Origin of the sequence: Flavonifractor sp. AGMB03687, assembly GCF_017811815.1 — a bacterium.
GTDB lineage: Bacteria > Bacillota > Clostridia > Oscillospirales > Oscillospiraceae > Flavonifractor.
This window is the reverse complement of sequence record NZ_JADKZI010000004.1, coordinates 419733-440463: the sequence shown is the minus strand read 5'-3', so window position 1 is coordinate 440463 and position 20731 is coordinate 419733. Positions and strand designations below refer to the sequence as shown.

Here is a 20731-nt window from a genome sequence, read left to right as displayed (position 1 = left end):
AACGGAGGTTTGGGCCATATGCAGGAGAATCTCATCGGCCTGGTGGAACAGGCTGGCGTGGTGGGGGCCGGCGGCGCCGGCTTCCCCACCCATGTGAAGCTGAAGGCCCAGGCAGATACGGTCATCATCAACGGGGCGGAGTGTGAGCCCCTGCTCCGTGTGGATCAGCAGCTGATGGCCGGTCAGGCCGAGCAGCTGCTGGAGGCGCTGGACCTGCTGGTGGAGCAGGTCGGGGCCCAGCGCGGCGTGGTGGCTCTCAAGGAGCACTACCACGCCGCGGTAGAGGCCCTGGAGCGGGCGCTTCCCGCCCACCCCAAGCTGTCCATCCACAAAATGGGGGGCTTCTACCCCGCCGGCGACGAGCAGGTCATCGTCTATGAGGTGACCGGGCGCATCGTTCCGGAGGGTGGTATCCCCCTGAATGTGGGGGTGGTGGTGAGCAACGTGGAGACGGCTCTCAACGTGCTTGCTGCGGTACGTACCCACACTCCGGTCACGGAGAAGTACGTTACCATCACCGGTGCGGTACGCACCCCCAAGACCGTGAAGGTGCCCCTGGGCGTCACGGTGGCACAGATGCTGGAACTGGCCGGCGGTCCCGTGGTGGATCGCTGGCAGGTGGTCAACGGCGGCCCCATGATGGGCAAGGTGGTGTCCCCCGACAGTGTGGTGACCAAAACCACCAAGGGCCTGATCGTGGTGCCGGAGGGCCACCCGCTGCTGAACAGCCTGAACCGCAGTGTGCCCCAGATGCTGCGGGACGCGGGCGCGGCCTGCATGCAGTGCTCCCTGTGCTCCGAGGTCTGCCCCCGGGGCCTGCTGGGACACCGCATCCAGCCCCACAAGATGATGCGCCTGGCGGCCTACGGCTCCCTGTGCGATCCCACTTACACCCCGATGAACGCCTATCTCTGCTGCGGTTGCCGCCTGTGCGAGTACGCCTGCGTCATGGGCCTCCAGCCCTGGAAGCTCAACGGCATGCTCAAAGGCGAGATGGGCAAGAAAGGGGTACGCAATTCCCTCCACGAGCAGCCCCAGCAGGCCGCTCCTTTCCGCTCCTTCAAGCGCTATCCGGTCCACAAGCTGATCCAGCAGCTGGGCCTGAGCGCCTATGATGTGCCGGCTCCCATGGAAGAGATCCAGCTCCACAGCACATCGGTGACCCTCCCCCTGAGTCAGGGCGTGGGCGCACCGGCTCAGCCTGTGGTGAAGGAAGGGGACCGGGTGGAACGGGGCGCCCTCATTGCTGTCATTCCCGAAGGTAAACTGGGGGCCAACCTCCATGCCAGCCTGTCGGGCACTGTGGCGGCTATTACCGAAAAAGAGATCGTTATTCGGCAATAAGGAAGAGAGGTATTGTTTATGGATCTGTTCGCTCTGGTCGCTGCATTTGGCGGCGGTATCATCGGCGCATATATGGGCGCTCTCCCTGCGTTTATCATGACCGGTATTTTCGCTCTGGTGGGCGGCGTGCTCACTGCGGCGGGTGTGGGCGGCGACATTGCCGTTGGCATGCTGGCCTTCGGTTCCTTTGTGGGTCCCCACATCGCATTCGCCGGCGGCGTGGCCGCTGCCGGTTACGCCGGTAAGAAGGGCAAGCTTGCCTCCGGCACCGATATCCTGTCCTCCCTGAACGGCCTGGGTGAGCCCGATGTCATCCTGGTGGGCGGCATCTTCGGCGTTCTGGGTTATCTGGTCAGCTACGGCATCGGCATGCTGCCCGTCATCGGCAACGCCGGCCCCGCTACCACCGACCTGCCCGGCATCACCGTGTTTATCCTGGCCATCGTGACCCGTCTGCTCTTCGGTAAGACCGGTCTCACCGGCAAGTACACCGGCACCGGCAAGCGCGAGTGGTTCTCCTCCGGCAAGGGCTTCGTGTACAACGTGGTCCTGGGCGGCGGCATCGGCATTGTGGTCAGCGGCCTGGCCGTGGTCCTGTTCCAGAGCGGCAACACCGCCGCCTTCGGCATCTTCCCCATCATCTGCTTCGGCTTTGCCGCCATCACCCTGATCTTCACCCAGACCGGCTTTGCCACCCCCGCCAGCCACCACATCTTCCTGCCTTCTGCTCTGGCCGCTTGCGCCGGCATCCAGGCCTGGGGTGAGGCCGGCTTCCTGCTGGGCGTGCTGTTCGGTATCCTGGGCTCCCTGCTGGGCGATCTGGTGGGTAAGACCCTGAACAGCCACTGCGACACCCATATCGATCCCCCCGCTACTACCATTTTCATTCTTACCATCATCATCAACGCCATTGCCAGCGTGATCTGACCGGCATAAGTTCGGGAATTCTGAGGAAAAGAGGCCTGTTATGGGAAAGTCCATCGGATTACTGGAACTGAAGAGCATCCCCGTGGGCGTGGAGACTGCGGACGCGGTGCTGAAGGCGGCCAATGTAGAACTTTTGACTGCCAGTCCCACTTGCCCCGGAAAATATGTTATTATTATCTGCGGAGCAGTGGGTGCGGTAAAGAGTGCCATGGAGAGCGGGATGCAGATGGCGGGTGTCTATCTGGTCGGCCACCACATCATCAACAACGTCCACGACTCGGTCCCCGCGGCCATTGTGGGCACGGCGGAGGTGGAGCGGACGGCGGCCATCGGCATGATCGAGACCATGACCGCACTGACTGCCGTGCAGGCCGGTGATCTGGCTGCCAAGGCCGCCAACGTCACCCTGATGGAGATCCGCATCGCCAGAGGTCTGGGCGGCAAGGGCTTTATCCTGCTGACAGGAGAGGTCTCCTCGGTCCGTTCGGCGGTAAAAGCTGCCATGCATCAGTTGGAGGAGACGGGGGATATTACCAGCAGCTGCGTAATTCCATCCCCCCATCCCGGCCTGATCGAAAAACTGTCCAACTAGGAGGTTGACTGCAATGACTGCACAGGATTGCCCCAACTGTCACTACCCGGCACCCAACCGGAAGCAGGACAGGGAGAAGAAGGATATCCCCCAGAGTCCCTACCATGCCCCGGAGGCTGAAACCCCTGAGGATTGCGCCCAGTGCTTCTATCAGCCTGAAGAGCAGGCGAAGCAGAACACAGAGGACTGCAATCAGTGCTTTTATCAGCCTGAGAAGTAATCAAACCGTCCGTCCCGCCGGAGCATGTTTTGCTCCGGCGGGGCGGCATGCATAGAAAAGGATGTGAGCTGTGTGGAACGATTGATCGGGAAAAAGGCCCCCTGGTTTTCCATGGAGGCGCTGGCGGCAGACGGAGAGCATTTTACGCGGGTCAGCCTGTCTGATTATGCCGGAAAGTGGCTGGTGCTCTTTTTCTATCCCATGGACTTTACCTTTGTCTGCCCCACAGAGCTGACGGCCTTTTCCGACCGGCTGGAGGATTTCCAGAAGGCGGGCGCCCAGCTTCTGAGCGTCAGCACCGACAGCGTGTACACCCACCTGGCCTGGCAGCGCAACGGCCTGGGAAAGCTGGGCTATCCCATGGCGGCCGACCAGACCCTGCGGGTGTGCGACAGCTACGGCGTACTGCTGGAGGAGGAGGGCGTGGCCCTGCGCGGGCTCTTCCTCATTGACCCGGAGCAGAAAGTGCGGTATAGTGTAATCCATGACAACAACATCGGCCGCAATCCCGAGGAGGTACTGCGGGTGCTGGCCGCCCTTCAGACCGGCGGACTGTGCGCCGCGGGCTGGGAGGCGGGGGAGGAGAATCTCCATCCCCAGGTTCCCCAGCAGCTGCCGGTCTCCCAGAAGGCCAGAGATGCCATGGTACGCATCTATACCATGCCCACCTGCAGCTACTGCCGCAGCGTGAAGGAATTCCTGCGGCAGACCGGCGTGGACTATGAGGAGTTTGACCTGTCCCACGACAAGGCAGGTCAGGCTTTTATGAAACTGAGAGGCTATACCGGACTGCCGGTCACCGTCATCGACGGTGAGGAGATCGTGGGGTATGACATGCCCCGCATCAAGGCGGCTCTGGGCCTGGACGGACGGGATGAGGTGAAGTAAGATGGATCTGATGGACTTTGGACGGGTGCAGGAAGGCAAGATGCGCATCGTTCAGGAAATGGTGCCCGGCAAACAGGTCACCCTGGCCCACATCATTGCCAGCCCTGACGAGATCATCTATCAGAAGCTGGGCCTGAACCCCAACGTGGACTACCAGCAGGCGGCCATCGGCATCCTGAGCATGACCCCCTCGGAGATCTCGGTCATCGCCGGAGATATCGCCATAAAAAGCTCCAAGGTGGAGATGGGCTTTATCGACCGCTTCAGCGGCACCCTCATCTTTACCGGGCGCATCTCCAATGTGCAGACTGCCATCTCTGCCATCGTCACCTACCTGAAAAACCACCTGGGCTTCACCATCTGTGAGATTACGCGGACATGAAAAAGATCATTCTGATGGGCCGCAGTGAGTGCGGCAAGACCACCCTGACCCAGGCGCTGAAGGGTGACGTGATCCACTACCACAAGACCCAGTACATCAACCACTACGACGTGGTCATCGACACGCCGGGGGAGTACGCGGAGAACGCCACCCTGGCCAAGGCCCTGGCTTTGTATACCTATGAGGCCGACGTGGTGGGGCTGCTGCTCAGCGCCACCGAGCCCTATTCCCTCTATCCCCCCTGTGTCACCGCCTGCTGCAACCGGCCGGTGATCGGGATCGTGACCCAGATCGACCACGAGGGGGGCAACCCGGAACGGGCCCACAACTGGCTGGCCCTGGCGGGCTGCAATCCCATTTTCCACGTGAGTTCCTACACCGGGGAGGGGATCTGGCAGATCCTCAACTACCTGCGGGAGCCGGGGGATGTGCTGCCCTGGGATTCGGAGGAGGAGGCCGAGCGGCCCCGGACCGTGTTGTCGGATAAATACGGCGCCCTTTGAGACGAGGAGGATACCCCTTGGATACCCATACATTTCTTCTGGCCATGAACCGCGGACGCTACAGCGAGGCGGAGGGCCTGGCGGGCAGTTCCTACTGTGTGTTTACCGCCCCGGTGGAGCTGCAGGTCACCCAGGACCGGATGTACCTGGAGGGAGACAACCTGGTGCTGGAACTGCTCTACGGCCTGCACAGCGAGCCCGGCGTCCTTCGCCTGCGGCAGGTGGACACCAATGTGGTGCTGGAGGAGTCGCCCACCGGCAGCTTTGTCCGCTTTCTGGCGGACAAACAGGTCAAGTACATCGGCCAGCTGCTGATGTATGCCCTGCAATTCAAGATACAGGACCTGTCCGCCTATATTTCCGGCTGTGCCGACGCCATGAAGCAGCTGGAGGATAATCTGGACAACCGGCTGGACAACACCGGCACCTATCAGCTGCTGGATTTCCGGCGCAGCTATACCCAGTGCGGCAACATGGTCATTGCGGTGAAGGAGATCCTGGCCCACATCGACAAGGGCTACTATCCCATGCAGATGCAGAACAGCTACGTGCTCCAGGGCCAGGTCATGCTGGAATTCAAGTTCCTGGAGGAGCGGTACGAACTGACCAAGAATACCGTCATCAAGGACTTTGATACTTATACGTCCATTGTCAACAACAACATCAACCGCAGTGCCCGCCTGCTGAGTATCATCTCCCTGGTGGGCGTTACCCTGAATTTCCTATTCGGCGGTCTGCTGGCGGTCAATCCCATTTTGGGTGTGGTGGGAGGACTGGCCATCGGCGGATTGTCGGTGGGTGCCAGTCTCAAATATCGCACCAACCGGCGGGTGGAACAGCCCCTGGAGCCGGGACGGCGGCGTTATTCGCTGGGGTTCCACCGCAAGAAGCTGACGGCGGAGGAGCCGGTCCGGACCATGGAAGCGCAGGAAGAGAAGTGACCATAAGAGAGTAACTATACCGCCGCACATTCTGCGGCGGTATATTCTCTTTGAGGCTGGTGCATATCCCTGAGAGGTAAGGAGAGGAGTCATATGGAACGGTTCTTTTCGATTTCCCAGCGAGGCAGTACGGTGAGGCGTGAGGTGATCGGCGGTATCACCACGTTTTTTGCCATGGCCTACATCATCTTCGTCAACCCCAATACCCTGTGTGCCAATGTGGGTACCGCGGCGGAACCCTTTTTCCCGGCCATGCCGGCGGAGTTGTGGGGGCCAGTGCTGGTGGCCACCTGTGTGTCGGCGGCCATCGGCTGCTTCCTGACGGGATTGCTGGCCAACGTGCCTTTCGCCCAGGCCCCCGGTATGGGACTCAACGCCTTTTTCACCTACACTGTCTGCCTGGGTATGGGCTATACCTGGCAGGAGGGCCTGGCCATTGTGCTGCTCAGCGGCCTGCTCTTCCTGGCCATCTCGGTGTCGCCCCTGCGGAAACAGCTGATCGCTTCCATTCCGGATTTTCTGAAGCACGCCATCTCGGCGGGCATCGGTCTGTTTATTGCCTTTATCGGCCTGCTTAACGTGGGGCTCATCTCCATCAGCGGCGCGGTGCCCGCCCTGCAGCTGTCCATGGTGGTGGACGGGCAGCGGGTGTGGAACGCCCAGGGCCTGCTCACCCTGGTGGGCCTGCTGCTTACCGCCATTCTGATGGCCTTCCGGGTCAAGGGTGCGGTGGTCATCGGCATCCTGGTAACTACCCTGCTGGGACTGCCCGCCGGGGTGACCCAGATCCCCGAGACCGTCACCATGGAGCATGTGACCCTGGCCCCGGTGTTCTTCCAGCTGGACCTGGGCGGCGTGTTCAGCAAGGGCCTGCTGCCCCTGCTGACGGCGGTGATCAGCTTTGCCATTGTGGACTGCTTCGATACCCTGGGGGCCCTGGTGGGCCTGTCCGCCAACGCGGGGCTGGCCGATGAGGACGGACGGGGCGACCGGGCTCTGATTGCCGACGCCCTGGCCACCTGCTGCGGCGCCTGCATCGGCACCTCCACTGTCACCACCTTCGCCGAGTCCTCCACCGGCATCGCCGAGGGTGCCCGCACCGGCCTGAGCTCCATGGTGGTGGGCGTGCTCTTCCTGTTCTCGGTGTTTCTGGCTCCGGTGGCGGGTATCATCCCGGCCGCCGCTACCGCGCCCGCGCTCATCATCGTGGGTGTGCTCACCATGCGCAGCGCCATCTCCATCCCCTGGGACGACATGGAGTGTGCTGTGCCTGCCTTCCTGACCATTGCGGTTATGCCCTTCGCCTACTCCATTTCCGACGGCATCGCCTTCGGCTTCATCAGCTACAGCATCATCAAGCTGGTCCGGGGGAAGGGCCGGGAGGTGTCCCTGCTCACCTACGGCATTTCCCTGGTATTCATCTTCAAATACCTGCTGGGCAATCTGGTCTGAGCAGAGGATTCCATATTTTGCGCATATGGTGCCTTTTGTTGCCGTGACCTTGTTTTGGGAAACAAGTTGTGATAGGTTATAGCTGGATTTCAGCTAACCCACAATTTGTGAAAGGGGATCATGTTATGGCGACCCGCATTGTCCTGAATACGATTTCTTATCATGGAAAGGGTGCGATCGAAAACATCGTGCCTGAGCTCACTTCCCGGGGCTATCAGAAGGCACTGGTGTGCACCGACCCGGATCTGGTTCGCTTTGGTGTGGTGGCCAAGGTGACCGATCTGCTGGACAAGGCCGCCTTTGCCTATGAGGTATATACCGACATCAAGGCAAACCCCACTATTGAGAACGTGCAGAGCGGCGTGGCCGCCTTCCAGGCTTCCGGCGCCGACTGCATCGTGGCCATTGGCGGCGGCTCCGCCATGGACACCGCCAAGGCGGTGGGCATCATCATCAACAATCCGGAGTTCGCCGATGTGCGCTCTCTGGAGGGTGTGGCCCCCACCAAGAAGCACGCGGTGTTTACCATTGCCGTGCCTACCACTGCCGGTACTGCCGCTGAGGTGACCATCAACTACGTCATCACCGACGTGGAGAAGAAGCGTAAATTCGTGTGCGTGGACGCCAACGACATCCCCGAGGTGGCCGTGGTGGATCCCGACATGATGTCCTCCATGCCCAAGGGCCTGACTGCCGCCACCGGTATGGACGCTCTGACCCACGCCATCGAGGGCTACATTACCAAGGGTGCCTGCGCCATCTCCGACATGTTCCACCTGGAGGCCATCCGCCTCATCTCCCAGAACCTGCGGGGCGCGGTGGAAAACACCCCCGAGGGCCGGGAGGGTATGGCTCTGGGCCAGTACATCGCCGGTATGGGCTTCTCCAATGTGGGCCTGGGCATTGTCCACTCCATGGCTCACGGCCTGTCCGCCCTGTATGACACCCCCCACGGCGTAGCCTGCGCCATCCTGCTGCCCACCGGTCTGGAGTACAACGCCGACTATTCCGGCGAGCGCTACCGGGCCATCGGCAAGGCCATGGGCGTGGCTGGCATCGACGAGATGCCGCTGGAGGAGGCCCGCAAGGCCGCTATTGCTGCTGTCAAGCAGCTCTCCGCCGATGTGGGTATCCCCGCCGACCTGAAGGGCATCCTGAAGGAAGAGGACGTGCACTTCCTGGCGGAGTCCGCCTTCGCCGATGCCTGCTGCCCCGGCAATCCCAGAGACACCAGCGTGGAGGAGATCGAGGCCCTCTACAGAGGTCTGATGTAACCAAACAAAAAACCGCTGTCCCAGCTTTTGAGCTGGGACAGCGGTTTTTTGTTTGCGGTTTTATGCTTCGCTCCAGTGGTCCCACCGCTGCTGGATGATGGCGGCCAGGGCCTGGTAGCAGGCCTCGTCATGGGGGAGGAAGAGGTAGGCTTCGTCCTGAAATTCTCCGGCGCAGCGCTCTGGGCCGAAATAGCGCAGGGCATAGTCATCCACGTCGGCAGGGTAGGAGCAGTCGCCCGCTCCGCCGTAGTAGAAGCAGCCGAAAGCCTGCCCCTCCTGGTCGAAGAGGGCCAGGGGTAGGGTGCCGTTCAACTCGTCCCGGATAAAGGCGCTGAGATCCAGGTGGGAGAAGTCGGACTGGAAGCGCTGGACAAGACTGCCGTACTGCTCCAGGAAGGCCAGGCTCATGAGGTCGTGCTCGATGCACCACCGCAGATAGATAGCCATGTGGTGGTAGGCGGCTAGCTCGTCCACCGGCAGGTGCTTCTCACGGATAGATTGCAGGTGACCGGCGCCGTCGTCCAGCAATCCATCTTCCTCTGACATGGCTACGCCCTCCAGCGCATTGGGACGGTCGGGGCTGACCACAAAGCTGACGCCCTCCATGCGCTCCAGCAGCTCGTCGGCGCTGTGGGACAGTTTATATTGCAGCTCCTCCCAGTAGAGGGGGATCACCTGGTAGAAGTTGACCTCCTCCCCGTTGGGCAGGGTGCAGACAAAGCCCTCCTCCTCCACCCGCTGGGGAGCGACCAGAATGGCGGCGCTCAGTTGGGTGCTGTCGGCAAAGGGCTCCTGGTTGTCCATGGTGTGGCCCCAGGCCAGCCAGGTGTCCGAGCTGATGGGCAGCCGGGCCAGGATCTTCAGCAGGCGGACCGGCCAGTACCAGTTCTCATCGGCCAGGGACTCCTGGTCCAGCTTCCAGTCCGGCGGCAGGGCGATGGCCAGCTCCGCCCGCTCCAGCTTGTGCTCGGCCAGCTCTTGGGGCACATGCATGGCGTGGGCACCCATACCCATGGTCACCAGGGTGTAGTAATCCCGGTCCTCTCCCGGCGGGATCAGGCAGATGTCCACGTGGATGTCCGGGGACTCCAGCTCGTGCCACACGTTCTCAAAGGGGCCGAAATACCGTGTGATGTGGTCCTCCACCGCCTCCATCTCGGCCTCGGTGTAGTGCTCCACGGCGGGGGCGGCTTTGGTGTTGAGTTCCTCCCAGTCGCCGGGGGTGCCGTCCTCCTCCAGGCGGACATAGAAGTACCGTTTCACCTTCCCAGCGGTGTGGCTGTACAGCAGGGTGACCTGGTTGTCCAAGTCAAGGAGAACAGTCTCCAGGGTGCAGCGTTCTTCCTGGGGTGTGGTCCAGGTGAGCCAGCTGCCGCTGTCCAGTCGGGCCTTCTGAGTGGCCAACCACTGGGGCTGCTGCTTGGAAAGGCCTGCCTGATTCATGCGGAAGACCACCTCCACCTCGTGGCCCTGGACAGAGCGGTGGAAGGTGCAGTAGGGAGTGTCGGTTTCAAAATCCTCCGGATCGGGGGCAAAAATCTGATGGAAGGCGGCAAGCCCATCCGGATCGGTGGTGATGCAGGAAATGGAGCGCAGCTTTTCGTCGGCCCCCTCGTCCGCACCGTCCTGGAGGGCCCGGTCCAGATCGGGATTGATCCAGTGGTACTCCATCTGTTCCAGGGAGGCGCCAGCCAGAATCTCCCCCCGCAGGGTGAGGAACTCATAGTCCCCGGGCTCCAGGGCCAGGCCCTGCTGTACGGCATCCAGGGCCCCCTCCGGGTCCCCAAAGTGGCTGCGCAGCTTGGCCACCTGAAGCCAGATCCAGGGGTAGTCCGGCTCCTCCTGAGCGCCCAGCTCGGCATACCTTTGGGCATCCTCCAGTCTGCCGCAGTACATCAGCGCGGCGGAGTAGCGGTAGTACCAGGTGGCGCAGCCCTTGGCGTTCTCCTCGGAGTCGGGCATCCACTGGGCGGCCTGATAGTAGAAGCGGTACTCGTCCATATTGTTGCAGGCATAGGCATACCACAGAGCGATTTGCAGGTCCCGGCGGGCCTGCCGTTTGGTAAAGCGGCCCTCCTGCACGCCGGCGTTCATAAAGTTTTGCAGGAAGTCCAGCATCCGGCCAAAGTAGCCTCTGGAGTCGCCGGAAAAAGATTCCAGAGTGGCAATGTCCTCCGGAGACAGGAGGGAGCCTGTCTCCGGGTGGACCTCCGGCGGCTCATCGTCCCGGCTCAGCAGTCGGACGGTGCCCACATCCCGACGGAAGGTGTGGAAGCTGGCCCAGGACAGGGGGGAGTTCTGGAAGAAGTCGGCGGCGGCGCTGAGCACCGCATCCAGGTCCCAGGCAATGAAGTCCACATAGCCGCAGTAGAGACCGGTGGCGCCGCCGGTGAGGGTCAGGGCGTCCTCACCGGCCTGGGCGGTAAGGGCCTCCTCCAGTGCGTCCCGGAAGGCGAAGAGCTGCTGGCTGCGGTTCTCGCCGGTAAAGTCCTCCAGGGGATAGCAGAAGAAGCCGGCCACCGCGCCGTTTTGGTGGAGCTCGTCCATGCCATCGCTCTCGCCGCTGAGATAGTCGTTGATAAGCGGGGTGCAGCAGGTGGAGCCCACGGAAATGTCCAGCCGCCAATCGGCGTCCGGGTCCTGTTCCGGTTCCATCTGATAGGTGGTGTAGCTCTCCAGATATCCCTGGGCGTCCAGGGACAGGCAGAGCCCCATGTCCTCCAGGGCAGAGGACAGCCTGGAGAGGGGGATGGAGGGCCCCTCCGGCGGAAGGTCGGCTACCTGGAAGCGCTCTACATAGCGCATGTGGGGGATCTCGCCCAGCGCCTGGTCCGTCAGGGTGAACAGCATCCACCAGGCCTTGCCCTCATCCTCCCGGAGGAGAGGAAGCAGCTTTTCACAGTAGAGGGTCAGCCCCACCCGGTCGCCCTCCAGCCGCTCCGGCCACACCTGCACGTCGTCGCCGGAGAGCTCCCAGCCGTCCATGCGCAGACTGCAGTCGGGGGTGGGCTGGCGGCCCACCACGATGTTCCAGTGCTCTAGCACCCCGGCGGGGGCGTGACGCTGGAAGCACACCAGTTCAAAGAGCTTGAGCCGGACCCCCTCCGGCGTCAGGATCAGCTCATATTTGCTGCCGTTGAAGCCCAGCTCGAAGGAGACATCAGCCAATGCTGGATGCAGGATTTCCTCACACCGGGCAATTATCTCCTGGCCCCGCTGGCGCGCCGCATCCGTATCCATGATGCGGCGCAGTTCCGCTTCGCTCGCCTCAAAGGCTTGCCAGGCCTGCCGGGTCCGCTCCAGAAAGCTGGTCTCAAACCGGGGCAGGGTGAGGCACTTGCGGCAGCTCTCGATGAGCTCCATGGTGTCGGTATCGCCGGGTCGGGCCTCCAGGGCCTGCTGGAAGTAGCGGAGGGCAGGACCCTCCTGGTCCAGATAGTAGTAGGCGTAGGCGATACGGAAATTCCAGAAGTGGTCCCCTTTAAAATAGTCCTCGTGGGGCTTCAGAAGGTCCAGGGCCTTTCGGAAGAGGGCTTTGTCCTCCAGCCCGGCAATGTTGTTGTAGGCCCGGGCCAGCTCGCTGTCCATTTCGGGGGTGCGGCTTTCAGCGGGGATGGCCTCCAGTGCGTCAATGATCCGCTGATACTCATTGTTCTGATTCCAAAGCTGGCACTGCTCCAGTAATTCCATGCGGTTTCCTCCTTGCTCCGGCCGGGATAATCTTGTCATGTACAAAAAGGCCGCGGAAAGCCAACCGCCGATGGTCCGGCGGCAGCTTTTCGCGGCCTTTGGTTGTGGCAAAGCGTCCTGTTCATAGTGGGAACTCCCATGTATGAGTGACGGGTCTCCATTAAGAACCAATCTGAAAGAATGGTAGTTATATTATATACGAGCGGGACGGCCTGCGCAACCACCGGTTTTGCCGGAAGAAAAGTTTTTCCATCTGCTGTTAAGCGGCCTGAAAATCTGATATACTGTAGGACAACAAGGAATGCAGGGAAGGGGAACCGGCCATGATCCTATTTTTTTCCGGGACGGGAAACAGCCGATACTGCGCTCACATGCTGGCCCGGCTGCTGGACGACGAATGCAGGGATGTCTTTCATCTGATCCGGGAGGGGATCGCCGGTGAATTTGTCTCCGGGAAGCCCTGGGTCTTTGTGGCGCCCACCTACGGCTGGCAGCTGCCCCGGGTATTTGAGTCCATGATCCGGAGCAGCAGCTTTTCCGGCAGCCGGGATGCGTATTTTGTCATGACCTGCGGCGAAGATATCGGCAACGCGTCCGCCTATAACCGGAAGCTGTGCCAGGAGAAGGGGCTGCATGACCGGGGCACGCTGCCGGTGGTGATGCCTGAAAACTATGTTGCCATGTTTTCCGTGCCGGGCCCGGAAGAGGCAGCGCAGATTGTGGCCGCGGCCAGACCCACGCTGGAGCGAGGAGCCGCCCTGATCCGAGCGGGACAGGAGTTTCCCCACCATAAGGCCGGATTTGTGGATAAGTTGAAGTCGGGCCCGGTCAATACCCTGTTCTATCGCTTCCTGGTGAAGGCGAAGGCATTTACCGTGTCGGATGCCTGTATCTCCTGCGGCAAGTGCCAGAAGGACTGCCCGCTGGGCAATATCCGGATGGAGGGCGGCAGACCGGTGTGGGGCAAGCAGTGTACCCACTGCATGGCCTGCATCTGCGGCTGTCCGGCCCAGGCCATTGAGTACGGCAGGGCCAGCCGGGGAAAGCCCCGCTATCAGTGCCCGGATGAGCAGGCATAACGGCTGCGGCAGAGGAGGGGAAAACATGAAACTGCCGGACTACTATGAGGACGATATGCTCCGCTATTTTGAGGGCCATCCGGAGGAGCTTACGCTCTATGAGGCCCTGTTCGCCCGGATGTCGGCGGTGGTGCCAGAGGCGTCGGTCAAGGTGCAGAAGAGCCAGATCAGCTTTTACGGCCGCCACCTGTTTGCTGCCGTTTCGCTGCCGGTCCGGCGGAAGAAGGAGTGGCCCAAGCATTGTCTGTTGGTCACCTTCGGCCTGGCTCACCGTGTGGACCACCAGCGGATCGCCGTGGCGGTGGAGCCCTATCCCAACCGGTGGACCCACCATGTGGTGGTGTCCTCTGTTGAGGAGATGGACCAGCAGCTCTTTACCTGGATCAAAGAGGCCTACGACTTTGCACAGATTAAATGAAAAAGTGGAAACGGGCGTACTGCATCGCAGTACGCCCGTTTTTTAGTTGGCGGCGGCCAGCTGGCGGCGGAATAGGGTGCGGAAGATGAGGCGCACCAGCGGCCCGCAGTAGAGCAGCTGCCAGATCAGCGCCATGGGCATGTTGCAGCCGAAGGTGTGGACCCAGGTGCCGAAGCTGGGCTCCTTGAAGAGCAGGGTGGCAATGAGGCTCATGGTGGGGCACATGATGCACACGATCATGGTGGAGATGGCGTAGGTGATGAACTGGGGGCGGTCGGTGGACCGCATAAAGGAAAATGCCAGGCGGGTGGCTAGACGCTCTACCACGAAGAACTCCAGAAGGAAGGCGATGGGGGCCATAATGGGCAGTTCGTGGAGGGCCAGCAGGAAGGTGGCATTGGAGACGCCGCCGGTATTGAGGGCGACGTTGTACACAATCATGCCATAGACCATAATGACGGCCATGATAATGGTGAAAATGACGTTTTGCAGCTTGGTTTTGGGCATTTGCGGGGGACTCCTTTCCAACACAAAATGAGGGGCAAAAGCAAAAAAAGAAAGCAGCGAAACGTCCGTCTCGCTACTTTCCTTCACTGCGACTGCCATCCATATTGGTATTGTAGCAGGATTTTTTCGCCCTCGTAAGTATTTTTTTGCAGGCACAGCGCACAAAAATCTTCCAAATAAAAAGATGGAAATTTGGACGGACCGAGAAAGAAAAGAGCCGTTGACAGGTGGGGCTCCGGGTGCTAAACTGTTTGTATACAAATTATTGGCGGCGGTCCAATATACGAGGTGTTTTGGTATGGATTACAGCTTCCACTACCTTCTGATGGCGGCGCAGGCCCTTTTCCAGCGGGGCGTTATGGCGGAACTGAACGGGTCCGGTCTGACGGCGGGGCAGCCCAAGGTTCTGGACTATCTGGGGCTGCATGACGGCAGCGTGCAGAAGAGCATTGCCGCCGGCTGCCAGATCGATCCTGCCACCCTCACCGGCCTGCTCAACCGTATGGAGGAGAAGGGCCTGATCCGCCGCTGCAAGGAGCAGGGCAACCGGCGCTCCCTCCATGTCTATCTGACGGAGCAGGGCTGGGAGAAGCAGCGGGAGGTGCGCCGGACGCTGGAGCGCCAGGCGGAGACCGTGCTGGCCGGTCTGAGTGAGGAGCAGCGTGCCCAATTGATGGACAGCCTGTATCAGATCTGTGCCTCCATGGCGGATATGGAGGGCTTGCAATAACATGCGGAATGTGGCAAACCAAGGTGCCATTGACAAACCTATACCCCCATGATAATATAGGAATACATAAGTTTAGATAAGGGTTAGTTTATGCTAATTTCTGTAAGGAGGTAAGGACGATGACACTTTGGCTGACCGCAATCGGATTGCTGATTCCCTTTTTGGGGACCTCCCTGGGGGCGGCCTGTGTTTTGCCTGCCCGCCGGACGTTAAATGACCAGGTGCAGCGCGGCCTGACGGGCTTTGCCGCTGGCGTCATGGTGGCGGCCTCGGTCTGGAGTTTGCTGCTGCCCGCCATGGACCAGGCGGCCTACATGGGAAAGTGGGCCTTCCTGCCGGCGGTGCTGGGCTTTTGGGGCGGCGTTTTGTTTCTTCTGCTGCTGGACCATGTGGTGCCCCATCTGCACCTGGGCAGCGACGAGGCAGAGGGACCGGGCAGCAAACTCTCCAGAACCACCAAGCTGGTTTTGGCGGTGACCATCCACAACATCCCGGAGGGAATGGCGGTAGGTGCGGTCTTTGCCGGATATCTGGCGGGGGACGCGGGAATCACCGTCAGCGGCGCTCTGGTGCTTGCCGTGGGCATTGCCCTTCAGAACTTCCCGGAGGGCGCCATCATCTCCCTGCCCCTGCGGGCGGAGGGGGTGAGCCGGCGCAAGGCCCTGCTGTGGGGCGTGTTCTCCGGCGCAGTGGAGCCGGTAGCAGCGGCCCTCACGGTGTTGGGTGCCGGGCTGGTGGTGCCGGTGCTGCCTTATCTGCTCAGCTTTGCGGCGGGAGCTATGCTCTACGTGGTGGTGGAGGAACTGATCCCCGAGATGTCGGTGGGCCGCCACTCCAATGTGGGTACCCTCACTTTTTCCCTGGGCTTTACCATTATGATGGCGCTGGATGTGGCGCTGGGCTAAGATAAAAAACACCCGCGTTTCCTGAGAGAGGAAACGTGGGCATTTTTATGGCCCGGGGCGATAGAGAATGTGCATCTGCCCGTCAGAATCGGTGAAGACCTGGGCATCCACCTCGTAGATCTGGCGGATAAGGGCGGGGGTGAGTACCTGGCGGGGAGTTCCGGCGGCCACCACCTGCCCACTCTTCAGTACATAGAGCCGGTCACAGTACATGGACGCGATGTTCAGGTCGTGGATGGCGGCGATCACCGTGCGGTCCAGCCCCTTGACCAGGTTCATCAGCTGGAGCTGGAACTTGATGTCCAGGTGGTTGGTGGGCTCGTCCAGGATGAGACAGGGGGTGTCCTGGGCCAGGGCGCGGGCCAAAATCACCCGCTGCTGCTCCCCGCCGGACAGGGTGGAGAAGGAGCGGTGGGCAAAGGCGGACATACCCACTGTCTCCAGGGCCTGAGCCACCAACTGGTAGTCTCGGGCGTTGTCCCGCTCCAGGGCCCGCTTGTGGGGCGCCCGGCCCATCATCACCACATCGTGGACGGTGAAATCAAAGGAGTAGTGGTTGTGCTGGGCCACCACAGCTACCTGCCGGGCGGATTGCTTGTGGGAGTATGTGTCCAGTTCCTTCCCATCCAGGAAGACGGCCCCGCCGGAGGGTTTGAGTACCCGGTATATGCATTTGAGCAGGGTGGATTTTCCGCTGCCGTTGGGGCCAATGATCCCCACCAGCTCCCGCTGACCGGCCTGGATGGAGACCCCCTTGAGGATGGGGATGCCTCCCAAGATGGCCCGGATGTCCTCGGTTCGCAGTTCCATCAGTCGTTTCCTCCAAAGCCATAGGTTTTCCGCACCATGAGATAGAGAAAGACCGGCGCGCCCACCATGGAGGTGAGGATGCCGATGGGCAGCTCATTGCCCGGCAGCACGGTGCGGCAAAGCACGTCCGCCCAAATCAGGAAGATGGCGCCCAGCAGGGCAGAGAGGGGAATGAGCTTTTTGTGGTCGGTGCCCACCAGCATTCGCAGCACGTGGGGAATCACCAGGCCCACAAAGCCGATCATACCCGCCTTGTAGACCGAGAAGCCCACCAGCAGGGAGGCCACCAGCAGATAGAGCAGCCGCCATTTGTGCAGATCGGTGCCCAGGGTGACGGCGGCCTCATCCCCCAGCAGCATCAGATTCAGGTTGCGGTACTGGCTCCAGAGGAAGAGAGTGCCGCCTATCATGACCAGCAGAATGACCATGTCACTGGCGTAGTCCGCTCCGGCCAGGCCGCCCATGGACCACTTGACAATGGCGGCAGATGCGTGGTCGTCGTTGCGGATAAAGATAAGGAAACTGGAAAAGGCGGAGCAGATGGTGCTGAGGGCGGTACCGGCCAGCAGCAGCTTCACCGAGTTGGCCCGGCCTCCCAGATTGGCCAGGACCATCACCCCCAGGGAAACCGCAAAGGCGCCGATGCAGCCCATCACACCCATGGCGCTGCCCGCCAGAAAGGCACCTCCCCCCAGCATCACCGCCGCGGTGGCTCCCAGATAGGCGCCGGAGGAGACGCCCAGCACATAGGGGTCGGCCAGGGGATTTTTGACGATGGCCTGCATCACCACGCCGCACACCGACAGGCCCATGCCCACCCCCAGGGCCAGCAGCAGGCGGGGCAGGCGGATGAGCCACACCACGTCGTGGACGCCGCCCTTCCCCCACACCTGGGGGTCTCCTACGCCGAAGAGCTCATGGAGAATGACGTGGTAGACGTCGCCGATGGGAATGGACATGGTGCCGAAGCTGACCGCCGCCAGCAGGGAGAGAAGGAGCAGGCCCAGCAGGACCGGCAGGGCCATGGCCCACACCGGAAAGCGGCGGACGGGAGAAGTTCCTTCCATATCGTCTTACAGCTCCAGGTTGGGGTACATGCCGGCGGCCAGGCTCTTGAGCCCGTCAATGGTGCGGGGGCCGCTGGCGTACATATCGCCCAGCATGATCAGGTGGATGTTACCGTTCTGCACCGCCTTCAGGCTGGCAAAGGCGGGATCGTCCTGGATCTGGGCCAGCTGGCTGGCCTTGACGGTCTCAGGGTCGTCTCCGGAATAGGCCATGTAGACCACAAAGATGACGTCGGGGTCGCAGGCTATCAGATCCTCCTTGCCCATTTCGCCGCCGTTGGGCTTGGCCAGCTGGCCGCCCAAGGCGGTCACCATGTCGCCGGCCAGGGTGTCGGCGCCGTAGTTGGTGATGCCGCTGCTGGTGGGCTCCAGTACCGCCACCCGCACCGGGTCCTGGTCCTGGACCGCTGCCAGAGTGCTCTCCACTTGGCTCTTCATCTGGTCCACCAGCGCCTGGGCCTTGTCCTCCACGTCAAAGATCTTGCCGATGTTGAGGATATCGGTGTACTCGTTTTCCAGGGTGCGGGTGCCGCCGGGGACGGTGTTGGAGTTCATATAGGTCCCCACGCCCTTCTCATTCCACTGGTGCACGCCCCCCAGGGTCTTCTCTCCGAAGTAGGAGCCCCAGGAGAGGATCATGTCGGGTTCCAGCAGGGTGACAGTCTCCTTGTCGGGGGCAAAGACGGAATCGTCATAGTTCATCTGCGCAAAGCCCGACTTCCACTCCTCCTTGACCTCATTGTCCAGGCCGTAGGAGGCCAGCACATGGTCCTCCAGCCCCAGGGCGATCATGGTTTCAATGGAGCCCTGATATACCGCCAGCACCCGCTCCGGGGCCTTGTCGTAGGTGTACTCCACCGGATTGCCGGCGTAGTCGTAGTTGGTGATGGTCACTGGGTAGTGGTCGCTGCCTGCGGCGGCAGACGGAGAGGGGGAGGGCGTGGGGGCGGCAGCCGGTCCGCCGGAGGAACAGGCCGGCAGGGAGAGGGCCAGAGACAGGGCCAGCAGGCCCCCCAGGGTTTTCTTGCCAAGATTCATGATACATACTCCTTTCCGTTGGTTCGGTCTTATGATGTACCACCGCAGCGGAACAGAAAAAAGCCTGCTTTCCGAAAAAAGCAGACTTCCAAAACGATGGGTATGGCGTGCCCATCGCTTCGGACAGGACACTTTCTGCGGAAGATACCCATCCAATTCCAGACCAAGCAGGTTTCCTGGCTTGCGGATCGGTGCGCGCCGCGCCTTCTCACCACGCATTGGCTGCGCGGCAATGGCAATTTGCGGCTTGCTCCCCGCTTACAGTGACCGGATCGCTCGGGACTTACACCCGATTCCCTTTTACCCCAGCGTCAGCTGGGCACTTGGCAGGTTGTATTCAGTTGCATTTGCCTAACCATTGTAACGGCAGCTGAGCCGTTTGTCAATGACAGGATTGCGGGCGGGGACCACGAAGGGCCCCCGCCCGCGCTCAGGAGGGGAGGGTTATGGGCGTCAGCGGCTCCAATCCCGGCTGCGGCCCACGGCTTTATGCCAACCGGCCATCAGGCGCTCCCGCTCGGCAGCTTCCATGCGGGGGGCGAAAGTGGTGTCGCACATCCAAAGCTGGCGGATCTCGTCGGTGTTCTGCCACACCTTGGTGGCCAGACCGGCCAGATAGGCGGCGCCCAGAGCGGTGGTCTCCCGGATGGCGGGGCGGCGCACCTCACGGTCGATGATGTCGGCCTGGAACTGCATTAGGAACAGATCCCGGCTGGCGCCGCCGTCGGCCTTCAGCTGGGTGAGAGGCACGCCGGTGTCCGACTCCATGGCGTGGACCAGATCGGCCACCTGATAGGCGATAGATTCCTGGGCGGCACGGATGATGTGCTCCCGGCGGGTGCCGCGGGTCAGGCCCACCAGCACGCCTCGGGCGTACATGTCCCAGTAGGGGGCGCCCAGGCCGGTGAAGGCGGGCACCAGGTAGACGCCGCCGTTGTCGGGCACTTTTTGGGCGTAATACTCGGCGTCCCGGCTCTCAGTGAAGAAGCGCATCTCGTCCCGCAGCCACTGGATCACCGCGCCGCCCACGAAGACGGAGCCCTCCAGGGCGTACTGCACGGAGCCCTCCCGGCCCACGGCGATGGTGGTGATGAGGCCGTTGTGGCTCTCACAGGGGACAGAGCCGGTGTTCATCAGCAGGAAGCAGCCGGTGCCGTAGGTGTTCTTGGCGTCGCCGGGCTCAAAGCAGGTCTGGCCGAAGAGGGCGGCCTGCTGGTCGCCGGCGATGCCGGCGATGGGCACCTTGACGCCCTGGATCTCGGTGTAGCCGTAAATTTCGCTGGAGGAACGCACCTCGGGCAGCATGGCCTTGGGGATGTCCAGGGCCTTCAGCAGGGTGTCGTCCCAGCACAGCTTGTGGATGTCGTAGAGCATGGTGCGGGAGGCGTTGGTGGCGTCGGTGACGTGGACCGCGCCGCCGGTCAGCTTCCACAGCAGCCAGGTGTCCACGGTGCCGAAGAGGATCTCGCCCCGGGCGGCCTTCTCCCGGGCTCCCTCCACATGGTCCAGGATCCATTTGATCTTGGTGCCGGAGAAATAGGCGTCGGGGATCAGACCGGTGGTCTTGCGGATGTGCTCCTCCAGACCTTGGGCGATGAGTTCGTCCACGATGCCGGCGGTGCGGCGGCACTGCCACACGATGGCGTTGCAGATGGGACGGCCGGTGGCCTTGTCCCACAGAATGGTGGTCTCGCGCTGGTTCGTGATGCCGATGGCGGCGATGTCGGCGGGGTCAATGCCCGACTGGGCGATGACCTCCATCATCACCGCGTACTGGGAGGACCAGATCTCCATGGCGTCGTGCTCCACCCAGCCCTCACGGGGATAGATCTGCGTAAATTCCTTCTGACTGATGCCGATGATATTCTGCTCCGTATCAAAGAGAATGGCACGGGAGCTTGTAGTACCCTGATCCAGGGAGAGAATGTACTTTTCCATCAAATAATACCTCCCAAATGGGTGCC

20 protein-coding genes, 1 pseudogene and 1 riboswitch are annotated in these 20731 nt (G+C 61.7%); of the genes and pseudogenes, 15 read left to right on the top strand and 6 right to left on the bottom strand.

What is annotated here, in order from left to right; all coding sequences use genetic code 11:
- Positions 1-18 precede the first annotated feature (18 nt).
- The 11 genes and pseudogenes from J9789_RS11370 (at position 19) to fucO (ending at position 8523) form a co-directional block, all read left to right on the top strand.
- Positions 19-1344 carry a 4Fe-4S dicluster domain-containing protein gene (locus J9789_RS11370; protein ID WP_209345448.1) on the top strand — a complete coding sequence of 442 codons (1326 nt, stop codon included), beginning with the start codon at positions 19-21 and terminating at the stop codon, positions 1342-1344.
- A gap of 18 nt (positions 1345-1362) precedes the next feature.
- Positions 1363-2271, top strand: coding sequence for a hypothetical protein (locus J9789_RS11365; RefSeq protein WP_209345446.1), 909 nt, complete (start codon positions 1363-1365; stop codon positions 2269-2271).
- Positions 2272-2311: 40 nt separating this feature from the next.
- Positions 2312-2863 carry a BMC domain-containing protein gene (locus J9789_RS11360; RefSeq protein ID WP_209345444.1) on the top strand — a complete coding sequence of 184 codons (552 nt, stop codon included), beginning with the start codon at positions 2312-2314 and terminating at the stop codon, positions 2861-2863.
- A 13-nt stretch (positions 2864-2876) separates the two neighbouring features.
- Positions 2877-3083, top strand: coding sequence for a hypothetical protein (locus tag J9789_RS11355; protein WP_209345442.1), 207 nt, complete (start codon positions 2877-2879; stop codon positions 3081-3083).
- Positions 3084-3107: 24 nt separating this feature from the next.
- Positions 3108-3641 (top strand): annotated as a pseudogene (locus J9789_RS17425) (peroxiredoxin); the annotation flags it as partial.
- Between the two features lie 84 nt (positions 3642-3725).
- The gene (locus J9789_RS17420; protein ID WP_348633679.1) at positions 3726-3971 is read left to right on the top strand and encodes a glutaredoxin family protein; all 246 of its coding nucleotides are present in this window, start codon (positions 3726-3728) and stop codon (positions 3969-3971) included.
- Position 3972: 1 nt separating this feature from the next.
- Positions 3973-4353 carry a BMC domain-containing protein gene (locus J9789_RS11345; protein ID WP_209345437.1) on the top strand — a complete coding sequence of 127 codons (381 nt, stop codon included), beginning with the start codon at positions 3973-3975 and terminating at the stop codon, positions 4351-4353.
- Entirely contained in the window at positions 4350-4856 is a 507-nt protein-coding gene (locus J9789_RS11340; RefSeq protein WP_209345435.1) for a EutP/PduV family microcompartment system protein, read from the top strand. Before J9789_RS11345 ends, J9789_RS11340 begins: the two co-directional genes overlap by 4 nt.
- Before the next feature lie 17 nt (positions 4857-4873).
- Positions 4874-5797, top strand: a complete 924-nt coding sequence (locus tag J9789_RS11335) for a CorA family divalent cation transporter (RefSeq protein ID WP_209345433.1) — start codon at positions 4874-4876, stop codon at positions 5795-5797.
- 93 nt (positions 5798-5890) lie between these two features.
- Positions 5891-7249 (top strand): NCS2 family permease, encoded by a 1359-nt coding sequence (locus J9789_RS11330; protein WP_209345431.1) that lies wholly within the window; start codon positions 5891-5893, stop codon positions 7247-7249.
- Between the two features lie 125 nt (positions 7250-7374).
- Positions 7375-8523 carry a lactaldehyde reductase gene (fucO, locus tag J9789_RS11325; protein WP_209345430.1) on the top strand — a complete coding sequence of 383 codons (1149 nt, stop codon included), beginning with the start codon at positions 7375-7377 and terminating at the stop codon, positions 8521-8523.
- A gap of 60 nt (positions 8524-8583) precedes the next feature.
- On the opposite strand, the gene J9789_RS17085 is transcribed toward fucO, so the two are convergent.
- On the bottom strand, positions 8584-12213 hold the full coding sequence (locus J9789_RS17085; RefSeq protein WP_245185209.1) for a suppressor of fused domain protein: 3630 nt from the start codon (positions 12211-12213) through the stop codon (positions 8584-8586).
- Between the two features lie 323 nt (positions 12214-12536).
- Here J9789_RS17085 and J9789_RS11315 point away from each other — a divergent pair, with 323 nt between their 5' ends.
- Both J9789_RS11315 and J9789_RS11310 read left to right on the top strand, forming a co-directional pair.
- Positions 12537-13292: an EFR1 family ferrodoxin gene (locus J9789_RS11315; protein WP_209345428.1), complete on the top strand. Its 756-nt coding sequence runs from the start codon at positions 12537-12539 to the stop codon at positions 13290-13292.
- A gap of 25 nt (positions 13293-13317) precedes the next feature.
- Entirely contained in the window at positions 13318-13710 is a 393-nt protein-coding gene (locus tag J9789_RS11310) for a DUF5655 domain-containing protein (RefSeq protein ID WP_209345426.1), read from the top strand.
- A 42-nt stretch (positions 13711-13752) separates the two neighbouring features.
- On the opposite strand, the gene J9789_RS11305 is transcribed toward J9789_RS11310, so the two are convergent.
- Complete coding sequence (locus J9789_RS11305; protein WP_209345424.1) at positions 13753-14217, bottom strand: DUF2798 domain-containing protein; 465 nt, start codon at positions 14215-14217, stop codon at positions 13753-13755.
- 298 nt (positions 14218-14515) lie between these two features.
- Between J9789_RS11305 and J9789_RS11300 the strand changes: the two genes are divergently transcribed.
- Both J9789_RS11300 and J9789_RS11295 read left to right on the top strand, forming a co-directional pair.
- Positions 14516-14947 carry a MarR family transcriptional regulator gene (locus tag J9789_RS11300; RefSeq protein ID WP_209345421.1) on the top strand — a complete coding sequence of 144 codons (432 nt, stop codon included), beginning with the start codon at positions 14516-14518 and terminating at the stop codon, positions 14945-14947.
- A gap of 119 nt (positions 14948-15066) precedes the next feature.
- Complete coding sequence (locus J9789_RS11295; RefSeq protein ID WP_209345420.1) at positions 15067-15852, top strand: ZIP family metal transporter; 786 nt, start codon at positions 15067-15069, stop codon at positions 15850-15852.
- 45 nt (positions 15853-15897) lie between these two features.
- Here J9789_RS11295 and J9789_RS11290 read toward each other — a convergent pair whose 3' ends face one another.
- From J9789_RS11290 to glpK, 4 genes are all read right to left on the bottom strand, one after another.
- A complete protein-coding gene (locus J9789_RS11290) occupies positions 15898-16662 on the bottom strand; it encodes an ABC transporter ATP-binding protein (RefSeq protein ID WP_209345418.1) in 765 nt (254 codons plus the stop codon).
- Entirely contained in the window at positions 16662-17729 is a 1068-nt protein-coding gene (locus J9789_RS11285; RefSeq protein ID WP_209345415.1) for an iron ABC transporter permease, read from the bottom strand. Before J9789_RS11285 ends, J9789_RS11290 begins: the two co-directional genes overlap by 1 nt.
- Before the next feature lie 6 nt (positions 17730-17735).
- The gene (locus tag J9789_RS11280; RefSeq protein WP_209345413.1) at positions 17736-18767 is read right to left on the bottom strand and encodes an ABC transporter substrate-binding protein; all 1032 of its coding nucleotides are present in this window, start codon (positions 18765-18767) and stop codon (positions 17736-17738) included.
- A gap of 148 nt (positions 18768-18915) precedes the next feature.
- Positions 18916-19109: riboswitch (cobalamin riboswitch) on the bottom strand.
- Between the two features lie 111 nt (positions 19110-19220).
- A complete protein-coding gene (gene glpK / locus J9789_RS11275) occupies positions 19221-20705 on the bottom strand; it encodes a glycerol kinase GlpK (RefSeq protein WP_209345411.1) in 1485 nt (494 codons plus the stop codon).
- Between the last annotated feature and the right edge of the window lie 26 nt (positions 20706-20731).